General features: G+C 52.4%; 11 protein-coding genes. 4 read left to right on the forward strand and 7 right to left on the reverse strand.

All coding sequences use genetic code 11. The features are described 5' to 3' along the window. Nucleotides 1–17 precede the first annotated feature (17 nt). The 4 genes from KO116_RS14935 to KO116_RS14950 all read right to left on the reverse strand — a co-directional run bounded on the left by KO116_RS14935 (nt 18) and on the right by KO116_RS14950 (nt 4767). On the reverse strand, nt 18–983 hold the full coding sequence (locus tag KO116_RS14935) for a TAXI family TRAP transporter solute-binding subunit (protein WP_035555335.1): 966 nt from the start codon (nt 981–983) through the stop codon (nt 18–20). Nucleotides 984–1189: 206 nt separating this feature from the next. Next, the gene (locus KO116_RS14940; RefSeq protein WP_052703775.1) at nt 1190–2359 is read right to left on the reverse strand and encodes a 3-hydroxybutyrate oligomer hydrolase family protein; all 1170 of its coding nucleotides are present in this window, start codon (nt 2357–2359) and stop codon (nt 1190–1192) included. A 196-nt stretch (nt 2360–2555) separates the two neighbouring features. Then, a complete protein-coding gene (locus KO116_RS14945; RefSeq protein WP_035565795.1) occupies nt 2556–3857 on the reverse strand; it encodes an IS1380 family transposase in 1302 nt (433 codons plus the stop codon). A gap of 58 nt (nt 3858–3915) precedes the next feature. Then, a complete protein-coding gene (locus KO116_RS14950; protein WP_052703776.1) occupies nt 3916–4767 on the reverse strand; it encodes a 3-hydroxybutyrate oligomer hydrolase family protein in 852 nt (283 codons plus the stop codon). 180 nt (nt 4768–4947) lie between these two features. On the opposite strand from KO116_RS14950, the gene KO116_RS14955 reads away from it, so the two are divergent. The 3 genes from KO116_RS14955 (at nt 4948) to KO116_RS25850 (ending at nt 9162) form a co-directional block, all read left to right on the forward strand. Next, nucleotides 4948–5832: a LysR family transcriptional regulator gene (locus KO116_RS14955; RefSeq protein ID WP_035559735.1), complete on the forward strand. Its 885-nt coding sequence runs from the start codon at nt 4948–4950 to the stop codon at nt 5830–5832. Nucleotides 5833–5938: 106 nt separating this feature from the next. Further along, nucleotides 5939–7294, forward strand: coding sequence for a M20/M25/M40 family metallo-hydrolase (locus KO116_RS14960; protein WP_035559739.1), 1356 nt, complete (start codon nt 5939–5941; stop codon nt 7292–7294). 1664 nt (nt 7295–8958) lie between these two features. Then, entirely contained in the window at nt 8959–9162 is a 204-nt protein-coding gene (locus KO116_RS25850; protein ID WP_235272567.1) for a MipA/OmpV family protein, read from the forward strand. Between the two features lie 107 nt (nt 9163–9269). On the opposite strand, the gene KO116_RS14965 is transcribed toward KO116_RS25850, so the two are convergent. Then, complete coding sequence (locus KO116_RS14965) at nt 9270–10007, reverse strand: MauE/DoxX family redox-associated membrane protein (protein ID WP_035559742.1); 738 nt, start codon at nt 10005–10007, stop codon at nt 9270–9272. 154 nt (nt 10008–10161) lie between these two features. After that, a complete protein-coding gene (locus tag KO116_RS14970) occupies nt 10162–10848 on the reverse strand; it encodes a type 1 glutamine amidotransferase domain-containing protein (protein ID WP_035559745.1) in 687 nt (228 codons plus the stop codon). Nucleotides 10849–11042: 194 nt separating this feature from the next. On the opposite strand from KO116_RS14970, the gene KO116_RS14975 reads away from it, so the two are divergent. Beyond that, nucleotides 11043–11822, forward strand: coding sequence for a CLCA_X family protein (locus tag KO116_RS14975; RefSeq protein ID WP_035559749.1), 780 nt, complete (start codon nt 11043–11045; stop codon nt 11820–11822). A gap of 60 nt (nt 11823–11882) precedes the next feature. Here the strand turns inward: KO116_RS14975 and KO116_RS14980 are convergent, their stop codons facing one another. Then, nucleotides 11883–13796, reverse strand: coding sequence for a TRAP transporter permease (locus KO116_RS14980; protein WP_045812147.1), 1914 nt, complete (start codon nt 13794–13796; stop codon nt 11883–11885). Between the last annotated feature and the right edge of the window lie 29 nt (nt 13797–13825).

The following is a 13825-nucleotide window of genomic DNA, read 5'->3' on the forward strand; positions in this document are numbered from 1 at the left end:
ATCTTCTCCGAATGGCCTTACTGGACAGGCTGCAAAGCATCAGGGATGTCATACCCCTGCTCTTCGAAATAGCGCGCCGCACCAGCATGTAGCGGGACGGTGCCAACTTCCAGGGTCATCTTCGCCATATCGGCATCTTTCATCGCGGCAAAGGCGTTAACCTGCGGTTCGGGGTTTTCCATCACGGCTTTGACGATTTGATAGGCGGTCTCTTCATCCATATCCGGGTGCGCATGTACGGCAACCCCAAACGCCCAGGTGGTATAGGCGGGGATACCTTCTGCGGCACCTTCGGGCACATCGACAATCGCCACGTCGGGCATTTCGCTGCGCAGCGTGTCGGCCTGCGCGTCATCGAGAGACAGCACGCTAATGGGGGTAAATGTCGCGATATCCATAGAGGAGCCATCCAGACGCTCGCCGACGCCCGATTTCACCGAGCCCATCACCCGGCCATCCTTCATGGCGTCGACCATATCGGTGGTGGAACCACGCACGTAATCCGGCTCTATGCCGAGGGTACGCATCACTGCTTCAGTGGTTTTCTCAGTGGCTGAGCCGGTGATGCCGGGGTTGAAACGCACCCCATCCAAATCAGCGAAGGTGGCGACGTTGGCATCCTGGCGCATCACTGCGTTTTGGGGCGCCACGGTGTAGACCCACAGCAGGCGGTTATCCACTGGATGGCCTTCAAAATCTTCCTCACCGGCGTAGGCGTGATAGCCGGTATTGGTCGTTACCAGCCCCATATCAATCTGATCGCGCCCCAAACGACGCAGGTTATCTACCGTAGCGCCGGTTTCAGCGACAGAAGAACTCACACCTTCGACCTGGTTGTTGATGATCTGATTAACCGCAACAAAGTAGCTGTAGTGGCTGGAGGAGCTGGAGGTAGAACCAATCAGCAGGCGCTCATCGGCATGGGAAGTGGCAGCAGCCAGCACCGCGGCGCTTGCCACCATGGCGGTAAGTAGCGTTTTCATCGTGTCTCCGAAGCTCGCAAGGCGAGCTATTGTTATTGTAGAGCGGTTTTTTTATGTAAAACGGTGATCGCAACTCATCGAATCGCGATAAATCAAGCATGATGTTAAGGGTTGATTTTGTATATTGAATATTTTTTTGGTTTTGTTTTATTTTATAAAACAAACCTGCTGTGCTTCTTTAGTGCTTTTAAGAAATGGCTTAGTTGCTAATCAGGAATTTCTACTCGCCCCATGCTGGCACGAATGGTATCGCTGGGATGGGGTTCCATAAGAATAGGGGGGAAATGCGCGCTATCGAATTCGCCATCTTCTCCAGGCATGGGTCTAATCACCTGGCTGGGTGGAAGTGGCGTGCCATGTCGAAGGTGCGCATACATTATTTCTAGAGCATCTATATGATACGGCTGAATCGGTACAAAATTCTCAGCATAGCCAGGCAGCCTAGCTCCAAAATGCTCAACGTTGGTTAGCTCGTAGAAGTGAACATTAGGCTGGTGATCTGTTAAGGAATTGAGCGCCAGATAAGGACGCGAAGTAAAACCCACGGGTACACGCGCATCAGATCGACCATGCACAATGATAGTACTGGTGCCACCCAAGTCAGCACTGCCTTGAACTTCCGCAATGCCCGCCTGTACACGCAAGGCATTTTCAGAGTTGCCCACCACTAATTCGCGTAAACAAAGAGCGCCATCCAAATTGTAGTCCTGCTTACCATTACTTGGAGAGTGAGACAGCGCATCCTTCATGGGGCCGCTTGGGTTTTCATCATTAACGATGTCAATTGAACCGACAGGAGCACCGCCTGACGCAGTCGCAAAAATAACTGCTAGCTCGTTCTTCGGCACTGGTTGAGGCGTGCCTTGCTCATTAACAGAGGCAAAGCTATAACCACATAGACGCTCTTCTACCCCAAAGCGGCCATGGGAGCTTGCATATTTAACTGCAGTGGCGGTAGGTGCTATTGCATAATGTGATGCGTGCAACATGTCCGACTCGGGTTCCCAGCCGTACATTTGCAATTTCTCCAGTGCCTCAAGTCCTTGTGCTGGTAGCGTTTCGGCCTGCAATAGCCCGCGTTCTTTTAAACTATGACAACGCTGTTCTGCCTGAGTAATAGCCTGCCTCATTGGTGCGTTAGGCGTCGCTATTGCCGCACAAGGTTGATAAAGAATCGCATAGGTAAAGTAATCCATAAGAGAGCGTCCCGTTCCCTCTATCGTTCGCTCGCCCCGAACGACTGAAACACGATCATCAGGCCGGAGCTGCACCTGCGGCTGGGCCGCCACAATCCCGTCTATCAAACCTTCCCTGTCATTTTCTCCGGCATATAAAGCAGCGCCGCCACCATTTGAATTACCGGCGACAATTACCATGGTATTAGCAGCGTCCAGATCGTCGGTTTCACTAGCCTGGATTTCTCATAGTACCTCAGCCAGTACCGCACTCAGGCTGTAACACCGCTAAACACCTACTGGCTCGACTTACATCGGCTACTTTTTAACCACTTTCCGGCGTTCAGACACACTTCCCCCTTTCCCCCATTGCTTCGGGCCGGGGGCGCCCGAGCAGTCAGTTAGGAACCAACCGCCTGACGAGATCGGATAGCGCCGTTTTATAGGGGTAGCTGTCACTCATGAGTACTCGGATTCGACGCGTATTGCGGATGATGACCGCGCCTACTTTGATGAGCTTGAGCCTCAGGTTGCTCGGACTCATGCGCGCGAAGGGCGTGTGCTTCAGATAAGTCCGTAACCGCTCGAACAGCGTATAAGCGAAGCCCGACAAGATCAGCCGCCACTGATTGGCCCACCAGTGCGTGCTGGAGGTCCGGTCAGCAAACAGGCTCAGTTGTTGATCCTTGATCCGGTTCTCCATGTCACCCCGGGCACAGTACTGCTCGTAGTAAAGCTTGAAGCCATCATCGTAACGGGAACTGATGATAAACCGGGGATTAGAGCCTAACTCGCCTTCTTCTAGGCGGGCCACCACCCAGCGTGAGTATTTCCAGGAGTGGGCTTGATACTGGAAGCGGAACGTCCCCGCTACTTTCCCTCCCACCTGCCATTGGGTCTTGCGCACCAGCATCATGGGGACGTCCACTTCCTTGAGCAGCCGGCTGTTCTTGGCGATTCCCACGATGTAGTCGACGTGATGCCGATCACACCAGTTCAGCATCCGGGGACGACAAAAGTGGCTATCACCTCGTAACACGATGCGCGTATCGGGCCAGTATTGACGGATAAAGCGTACCAGTAAGGCGAGGATCGCCCAGCTATGGCGGCTGTCGCTGCGGTCACTGGTGCGCAGATAGCTCACCAGTAAGTGGCGCCCACAGAAGACATACAGTGGGAAGTAGCAGTGGTGATCGTAATAACGGTTAAAGAACTTGCCGGGTTGCTCGCCATGCACGGGGATGTCGGTGCCATCAAAGTCCAGCACGATCTCCTTTGGTGGTTCGTCATGCTGTTCAATGAAGTGATGCCACAGCAACTCATGGGCCTTCACTATTGCTTGCCGATCGGCGTTCTGCTCCACCCGGCACAGCGTCGACTTGCCTGCCAGCGTATCCTCTTCACCGAGCGCTGTCTGAAGGGCCTGATCATAGCGCAGGGCCTCATGGTCGTTGAAATCTTCATAGCCAGCGGCGACACCGAACACCCGCTGACGAACCAAAGTGTCGAGCTTATGACGAACCTGTTCCGGTGCGCGGGGATCATGAAGCACGGCGGCCAAGCGGCGTGTCAGGCGATGCTGTTTATCGACTTCACGAAGCAGGAGTAATCCGGCGTCCGACGTAATGTGGCCCCCGGAGAAGTCGGCTTCAATTTGGCGGCGTGAGAGTGGCGAGAAGGTCAGCTTTTCAGGTACCATTTTGGAAGCGGCTGTTGGTGCTTGATGGATTGGTTAGGTTCTTGAAATCATAGCACTTTCAGCCGCTTTCTTTTATACCCTGTGAGAAATCCGGGCTAGGTCTTAACCGATTTAACTGAAAAAGAGCAAACTGTATGGAGCGTAGTACATCCCGCCCCCAGGAAGCATCAGGATTCTGCCGAGAGTGCGCATGTTTAAATGCAATTCTATGGGGGTAATTATTCAAAAAACTGTGACGCTGATCGTCAGCAATATCGGCTGTAAAAAGAGAGTCTATCCCGGCATCTTGTGCTGTTAATCGAATACCGTCAAACCGCGTCACGGTATCGTTCTCAAGATCATGAAACCCATTACCCAATCCTTTATCTGTATAGGTAACTGCACAATTCTTTTGCAGCCCCCAGTAGCCAATGGTCGCAATATCACGAAACAGACTTGCAGAACCAGCTACTGGTACCGCGAGGACGCATGGCGTTTCCCAATCAAAACGTTTCGGCACCTGTAGGAGCAGAGAAACGTTCTCGTCCCCGCTGCCGTTATCGGCATAGGCCATAATTTCGGAGCCAGCTATCAGCTCATTATTTACAAGGCTCCCCGTAGACGCGTCGACATTGGGCCCATAAATGACTCCAAAACCAGCTGTGCCTTTAGTAAAAATAGAGTTACGCCTTAACTCTTCCGAAGTCGGTACTAAAGAATCTGAAAATTGAGGGACAACCCCATTTTCCATTGCCTCTATGCCAAGTCCCGCTGTCACCAAGTCGTTACTTTTACCATCATAACTTTTTTCACTAATAAATCTTAGCCAAGATAAATCATTCTCCTCTTTTGCTTGAACTAAAGTAGAGCCTAATATAAACAAGCCAATGAATCCAACAGCATAAAAGTTGACTATCACATTACTTTTCATATTTATTCCTCAAAGCGTTGTTTTTGTTGATTATAAAGTCATACTGATGTTCTTCTTCCTCCAACTCAAACCATAAGCACCTCTTAAAAAACCATTCGCATATAGCTTCTACTGAAAATAATAGCGTCCGACTATTATTTTGGGTATTGAATAGTTTTTAATTTATGTTTTACTTTCTAAATGAATCCAAGCATCCAGCAGTTGCGCGTTTTTATTGCCGTCGCCCACTCGCGCAGCCTTGCGGAGGCCAGCGAGCGAGTACACCTTTCCCAACCGGCGATTTCGATTGCACTACGCAAACTGGAAGAGAACGTAGGCGGTGCGCTATTTGCCCGCACATCACGCCAGCTTGTCTTGACCCCGGAAGGCGACGCTTTCCTACCGGTTGCCGTGCGGTTGTTAAATGACTGGAACGAAGCTTTTGAGGATCTCAACGACCAGTTTTCCAAGCAGCGCGGCAAGGTAACGATCGCCGCCTTACCCACCCTGGCAGCGGGCTTGTTCCCGCAGGTCATCCGGCTTTTCCACGAGGCTTACCCCCGTATCAACCTCAGCCTGCACGATGTGCTGGCCGAACAGATCAACCAGATGGTGCGCGAAGGCCGTGCCGACCTGGGGCTTTCCGTACCTCCCGGTGACGCAGATGACCTCACGTTTGAACCCGTGCTCGAAGATAGCTACGTGGCAGTTTGCCCTTGCGGGCACCCACTGCTGGCACAACCGGCAGTGGCGTGGGGGCAGCTCGCCGCCTACCCGTTTATCGGCATCAATCGTCTTTCCAGTTCACGCCAGGATATTGACCGCATTATGCAGAGCGTCGGGGAACGGCTGGATATCTTGTGCGATGCCCGCCAGATCGCTACCGTCGGCCGCATGGTGGCGGCGGGCTTGGGTATTAGCGTGCTGCCCTCACTCAGCTTTCGCCAGATTGCCACCGATGGCATTGCACACCGCCCACTGGTCGAACCGACTATCCGTCGCGAGCTGGGCATGATATTGAGCCGACGACACCCCCCTTCCGCCGCCGCCAGCGCCCTGTGCCAACTGATTCGTGATCACGAATGAGGACTTCCCACAAATAAGCGTTTTCGGTGAGGCTTTCTCTACACCTGAGGTGGGAATCTGGCAGACTAGAGGCGATGAACATCCACCTTACTAAGTGAGCAATACGATGAGTGATACAGCAAAACCCTGGACACAACCCATGCCCGACGCGCAGTTCAAACTGATGCGCGATATTCTTGCTGCGCCTAGCCCCGTGGGCCTTGAAGCCGCAATGACCTACGGCGTGTTGAAGCCGCATTTTGAAAGCTTTGCGCCTAAAGGCTGGCACCTGCACCAGTTCAAGGGCAACGCCGGTGTTGTGCTGGACACCCATCCCGGCCGTGACGATATGTTCAAGGTCATGCTGATCGGCCATGCGGATAAAATCCGTATGCAGGTGCGCTCGATTGGTGAAGACGGCAAGATCTGGATCAACACCGATTCTTTCCTGCCCACCGTGCTGATCGGCCATGAAGTGAAGCTGTTCAGTGAAGACCCGGATGCCCCTGGCAGCTATCGCTGCATTGAAGGCGGCACGGTAGAAGCACTCGGCGCGATCCACTTCTCTGACCCTGCCCAGCGTGATGGCAGCAAAGGGATCAAGAAAGAGCAGATCTATCTGGATCTACAGATTCACGGCGACAATAAGAAACAGCAGGTGTTGAATCTCGGCGTGCGCCCTGGTGATTCGATTATCTTTGACCGCCCTATTCGCCCCGGCTTTAGCCCAAATACGTTCTATGGTGCTTACCTGGATAACGGGCTGGGCTGCTTTGTGGCTGCCGAAGTGGCGCGTTTGATCGCTGAAGCTGGCGGCACTAAAAACGTGCGCGTACTGTTTGCGATTGCCAGCTATGAGGAAATTGGCCGCTTCGGCAGCCGCGTGATGGCCGGGGAAATGAAGCCGGATGCGCTGATTGGCGTTGACGTCAATCACGACTACGTGGGCGCGCCAGGCATCGGCGACAAGCGCATGCAGCCGTTGGAAATGGGCAAGGGCTTCACCATGGCGGTGGGTTCGATTGCCAGCGAACAGCTCAACCGGATTATCGCGACAGCCGCTAAAGCGCAGGATATTCCGCTACAGCGCGATATCGTGGGCGTGGACACCGGTACCGATGGTATGGCGGGTGTGTTGGCATCTATCGATAGTGCTGCTACCTCGATCGGCTTCCCTATCCGCAACATGCACACGATCTCGGAAACCGGCCATACCCAGGATGTGCTGGCAGCTATTCATGCCCTCACCCATACCCTGCAGGCAATGGATGCCATGCCGGATCTACCGCGTGAGTTCCTGGATAATCATCCACGCTTAGACCAAGCGAGCCCACTGACCCACCAGGGCAGCGACAAGCCCGACAGTGAGGGTGATGACAGCAAAGAGAGCCAGGTAAGCAAAGAGAGTAAGGAAAGTAAGGAAAACAGTGCCAACAGCAATGAAGCTGCTAGTAAGAAAACCAAGAAAAAAGCGAAAAAATAAAACACACGTATAAAAAGAAGCCCCAGCCATTCCTTGGCCGGGGCTTTATCAAACCTTCCTTGATTTTCTTCACAAACATCCTGTTTGTGCTTCCCTGAGAGCGTTTAGCCTTCCTGGCGTTGCCTTCCCTGTTTCCACTTCCTTGTGGTGTATGCCCACAATGGACGTTATAGCGCTGTGTTTATCTATCCCAGGTTATTAAATCAAAAAAATATTGATTTAATATTAAAACAGCCTTGTTGCGTCGATTTAATGCACGTTTGCAATACGTTTCGCATGGCGAATATATGAATTGACACTTATACTTAAACCGTGTCGGTAACGACACGGATCAACAGGGAGGTTACCACGCCTGAACCATCATCAACCCTAATGGTAGGAGGTCAGCGTGCGAAACATTATAATCAGCAATAAAGTCAATGAATTAGATATCATCTGTCGTCATTGCGGCAATTCAGAGACAGCCAAGTCACCATTTTTTAATCGCTTTCGTTTAGAAGGCACAGGGAAAAACACGGCGACGGTGCGCTGCCTTAACTGCCAAACAGCAGTTGAAGTGCCCTTGAATGAACTAAGCACGCTCTATTATCACCATGCGTGTTAATGGGCAGGCTGGTTAATAAAAAAGAAGGGGTAGATGGCTAACACATCTGCCCTTTTTCTTAGCAAGCTATTTAAAATAAATGAAAAATACACAATTCTGTCACTTTCACGTCATTTATTACCGAATAAAAAGCCCCAGCCATTCCCTGGCTAGGGCTTAATTACCGCATCTTTCTTCCTCACAAACATCCTGTTTGCGCGTCCATGAGAGCTTAAGCCGTCCTGGCACTATCTTCCTTGTCACCACATCCTTGTGCTTGATGATTAGGATGCGCCTTTTAACGACGATTTTACCTAACCTAGGTTATTTAATGAGAAAATAGTTTTTACACTAAGCTAAGTGTTTTTTAGTGACGACTACGCGCTTTAAGGCTATTCTTAACCTGTCATCGCTATGTTACAAAAACGACATATAGCCCTCTAAATTGAGGCATTTTTGATTAAAGGACCCAAGCAACACTGGCCTTACGTTAGGTAAATCCAACTTTCAATAAAAAGCAAATTCGTCATTGACTTAAGCTTGCATAGCGGTTATAAAAAATTTTAAATTCCTGATATTTATAGGAAAGCAATTAAAACTAGCCAGCTACCCATGAAAAGTCAAACAAACGATTGATTAATTTTTTTACTATCTTCAGCAAAAAAATAAAGCTCAACCATTTTTGGCTGAGCCTTATTAGGTCTTCCATAACCGCACACTACAAATATCCTATTTGTGCATCCTTGTACTGCTCAAGCAATCCTTGCTTGGTCTTCCTTTTCGCGATTTCCTTTCGCTGAGCACACAATGAGCCTTATAGAAGTATGTTTATTTAACCTGTGTTAGTTAATAGAAAATAAATTATTATTAAACGTTCGTTTGCCATTTTATCAAGCGGCTTGCCAAGCTTCCAAGCTTGGCGGGAAGCACGCCGGTAACGGGCGATGTGGATGGCGCCGAGTTGGAAGCATCGACTGCTTGGCGATTGCCTCTCAATGAGCGTACATTCTTTACCCTTACCCCGAATGTGGCCTAACCGACGAAGAGTGGGGTTTCTACACGTGACAGCCTACGTAGCGGCATTGCCAGCTATAACCCTGATGGCGGCTCCTGGCGTTTAGGGGTTAGCACCAGCCTAACCTATGCGCTAACGCCGCAATGGTCGGCCACTGGTTTTGTTGGCACCGGCTACCTGACTGACAATGCGTCTGACAGCCCCATCGTTGACGATTTAGGCAGCGAATGGCAGACCGTGACGGGTGTATCGCTCAATTATCATTTCTAGCCGTATTAAGCCGCTAGAAAGCCTGGACAACATAAAAGCGCCCTTCACGTTTAGGGCGCTTTTGCGTTTAGTGGATGGTTCTAGTGATGTTGTTCTGGCAGTGCTGCTCAAAACCACATTTTAAGCGGCATCCATAGCCCCATCAGTATCATTGCAATGTTTTCCGTTAACGATATAAAGCCTAGTGGTACATTGCTGCTACCGCCAACACACGCGCATTTCAATTCACGCTTATCGATGTACACGGCTTTAACCACCGACACCGCCCCCACCGTACCGATAAACAGTGCCAACGGCGCCGCCAGCCAAATCAAAGCGCCTGCCAGCATTAATACCCCGGCCAGGGTTTCAGCGTAAGGATATACATAACTATAGGGGACATAGCGCTGAGCCAGCAGGTCGTAGTTAAGGAACATAGAGCTGAAGCTCTCTACATCCTGAAGTTTCTGTAACCCCAACAGCACCATCGCCGTTGCCACTGCGTATTCAGGCATCCGCGCGGCCAACAAGGTACCATTGGCGACCCAACTAACCGCCAGACCGATCAGCAAGGCGGTAACAAAAATCGCGATTACCGGTCGATATGTGGTCTCTTTTGCATTCGGCACGCTCATCCCAAGATGCTTGCGCACCTCTTCATAACCACCAATACGCTTATCGCCGATATAGGTTTGCGGCGTGGTATCGACATTTTCCTGAGCCTTGAACGCCTCTATTTCATCTCGGGAGGTTAACGGGTGATCGTCAACCTCATATCCTTTACGCTTTAACAAATCGACCGTTTTCATACCAAACGGGCAACGGTGCTCTGCCGTCTTCATCCGATAAACATGTGCCGTCTCCATGTTAACCACCTCCTTGATGCGTGTCTGAAAACTACCTATTAAGCAAATTCCCCTCTCTACCTTATAAAGGTAGTCAGAATATGGTCTGTGACCAAAATAGAAACGGCGAGGATAGCCTCGCCGTTATCATTGAGCCTGCGTTACCACCTAGCGGTTATTTCTCCAGCCACGCCATCAGCGTCTTAGCCGTTAGCGCTGAAGAAGGCGGGTTTTGCCCGGTAATCAGCTGGCCATCTTCACGCACGTAAGGGGTAAAATCTTCTGCCTTGGTGTAGATACCGCCACACTGTTGCAGCGCATCTTCGACCAGATGCGGCACGATGTCAGTCAGGCCAACCGCATCTTCTTCGCCATTGGTGAAGCCTGTTACTTGGCGGCCTTTAACGAGCGGCTCGCCTTCGCTGTTCTTGGCATTCACTAAGACAATTGGCGCATGGCAAACGGTAGCGACCGGCTTGCCTTGAGCAATAAATGTTTCGATCAGGCGAATGGAGTCTTTATCGTCAACAAGATCCCATAACGGACCATGACCGCCGGGGTAGAACACCGCATCAAAGTCATCGGCCTTCATATCGCCCAAACGATGGGTCGCTGCAAGCTCAGCATTGGCCTTTTCATCTTGCTTGAAACGGCGCGTTTCATCGGTCTGGCTATCCTCAGCGTCGCTCTTGGGGTCCAGCGGCGGCTGGCCACCCTGAGGCGATGCCAGGGTTACCTCGGCCCCTGCGTCTTTGAAGACATAGTATGGGGCGGCCAACTCTTCCAGCCAAAAGCCGGTTTTATTACCGGTGTCGCCCAGCTGATCGTGAGATGTCAGTACCACTAAAATACGCTTGCTCATATCTTTCTCCTGGCGGTGGAAAAGGAGGCGATTAAAAGTCCTTGTTGTTTCTTAGTGGGGCCTCTGAGGTGGAATGCAAGGAGATATCCAAGATCGTCATCACTGGCTCAAACGGCAGTTGATCACCAGTAGTGTCAATCCGTTAATGGCGCTTTATCATGGCGTCATTCAGTCATTGCCAGGTGAAGCGACCAGTGAGTATTGAAGCGCGGGATTTTTACCGCAGCGGCCCTGATCACCGCCAAGGGCAAGCCAGCAGCTTTGCCTTGATCCGGCGTCAGTTTGATTTTCGCTCCATTGAGATTGGCCGCTGGGTCACCAGCGCTGAGCGCGACCGTGCCGCCGAGCTGTTTCACGATGCGCTGTGCGATCTAATGGTGATTCTACAGGGGCCAGAGGCGCTGATTTCGTTACGCGGCTCAATCGCCCTGCAATACGGCAGCGGTGGCCGACCTGGCGTTTCTGCCCACTACGACCCCAGCCAACGCAGTTTTGCGCTGGCCAAAAACGCAGGCCCCGGCAGCATTGCCCACGAGTGGTTTCATGCTTTCGACCACTATATCGCCAGTAAGTGTTTTCGCGGCACGCCTGCCGGTATGTTCGCCTCTACTGCTTGGCTTGCCGATGCAACGCCCATCGCCCACCCTCTGAATCAACTGCTTATGCGCTGTTTCAAAGCCGTATTACTGCAGCCCGAAGGCGACCAGCCTAGCGATCTGTTTCAAAGCTCGGTGCAGATGGATAAAAAGCTTGGCCAGCTCTATTACAGCAAACCCGAAGAACTCTGTGCACGCGCCTTTGAGGCGTTTGTGCAGGATGCGGACATCACTAATCACTTCCTGGTCAAAGGCACCAAAGCTTCACCCGAGGCCGAACGCGGGCTTTATCCCCAGGGTGAGCAGCGGGAACGGATTAACGTGGCATTTAGCGACTATTTTGGCGGGCTGGGGAAAGCGTTGCGTGATGCAGAGTAAGCATCACGGCGCTCGACAGGCTTTGCTGCCGAACACCGTGGGCTTATAAAGCAGATTAACCTAGGTAGAGCACTTCGTAATACCTGCGCATTTCGTAGTGCGCATCACCGCTATCAGATAGCACAATGCAAGCGCTAGAAAGCCCAGTAGGTCACTGATCCATTCGGGATAGATCATCAGCGCGGCAGGTATCAGCAGCGCACAACGCATGCGCACTCCCACCGAACCTATCCGATAAAGATATCCTTCCATCGCCGCTGCCACCAGCCAGATCGCAGTCATGGCGGTAAAAGCGGAGGCTATCACGCTCAACAGGGGGCCCTGCAAAATCAGCGATGGGTTGAGCACAAACAGGAACGGCAGCACGAACAGCACGGCTCCCAGCCGCACGGCATGCAGGCTTGTTAGGGTACTGTTGGCACCGGCAACACCGGCCGCAGTAATGGCCGCCAGCGCCACGGGTGGCGTGATATAGGAGAGCATTCCCCAGTAAAGAATGAACAGATGGCTGGCAAGAGGATTGAGACCAGCCCCCACCAGCGCTGGCGCAAGCAGGATCGACAGGAAGATGTAGCACGCGCTGACCGTCATGCCCATCCCGAGGATAAAGCTGGTAATCGCCCCCGCCGCCAGCATTAGGGGAATGCTATCACCTGCATACAGCAGCAGTTCGCGAGAGAAAGCCCCTGCAACCCCCGTATAGGAAAGCCCACCGACCACCAAACCGATACCGGCTAGCACAGCAACAAGACTCCCTACCCCATGTGCCAGCTGATAGAAAAAATCCAGCACTTGACTGATACGCAGGCGCTGCTGACGGCGAACCAGCGAAATCACCAGCAGCATAAGGGTGGCATAGTAAGGCGCCTGACTTTCCAGGCGCATGACAAGCAACATATAGATCAACACGCTCAGGCTAAGCAGGTACGGCCAGCCAGAAAGCAGCGTTTCACGCACTCTGGGGATATCCTTGGCGGGCATACCCGTGAGGCCTTTGCGGGCGGCATAGTTATCCACTTGAAGCAGCAGGGCCAGGTAGAAGAGCAACGCAGGCAGTAGCGCCGCCATCATGACCTCACCGTAACTGACGCCTAGGAAGGAAGCCATGATGAAGGCAACGGCCCCCATAACGGGCGGCATCAAGGTACCCCCCGTGGAGGCGCACGCCTCTACGGCGGCGGCATACTCGCGGGAATAGCCACTGCGCTTCATGGCAGGAATGGTAATCGTCCCTGTGGTCAGGATGTTGGATACCGCACTACCGGATAAGCTGCCCATGAAGGCACTGGAAACGACGGCCACCTTGGCAGGCCCGCCGCGGCTTCGGCCCATCAATGCAGTGGCGAAATTCATAAAGAACTCACCGCCACCGGTGATGGTCAGCGCTATCCCGAACACGACAAAGCCGATAATCAGGTTGGCGACGACCTGCATCGGCACGCCCACAATGCTCTCCGCCCCCATGACATGGGCTCGAATAGTTTCCCCCAAGCCAAAGCCATTGCTCCACAGGAAACCAGGCATGTGGCCTGCATAGAGCGGATAGAGCCCAAACAGCAGTGCCACGGCAAAAATCGCCCAGCCACCACAGCGGCGAACGCCCTCCAGCACCAGTAGCAGCATCATCGTTGCCACCAGCGTTGCTTCGAGCGGGGCGAAATACTCCCACCCTTGCTGGGTCATGCGCAGGCCATTAAGGCCAAGGTAGATGGCGCCACCAAGAGCAGCCCCCGCCAGCACCCAGTCATACCAGGGGAGGCGTTCGGTATCAGCCTTGCGAGCCGGAAAGATCAGTAGTGCCGCCGATAGGAACAGCCCTATCAGATAGTAGATGAAGGCATTACCGATCGGATAGAACCCCAACAGCTTGAGGGCAAAGGTTTGGTTGATCGTCATCAACAGACCGACGGCCCCCAGCCCCATCACTATCCACCTTGCCGAACCTTCCAATCGCTCTTGACTTGAATTGCTCATGCTGTCGCTCCCAGTGACATATCCACCCC

The sequence above is a fragment of the Halomonas sp. KO116 genome (assembly GCF_000734975.2).
Lineage (GTDB): Bacteria > Pseudomonadota > Gammaproteobacteria > Pseudomonadales > Halomonadaceae > Vreelandella > Vreelandella glaciei.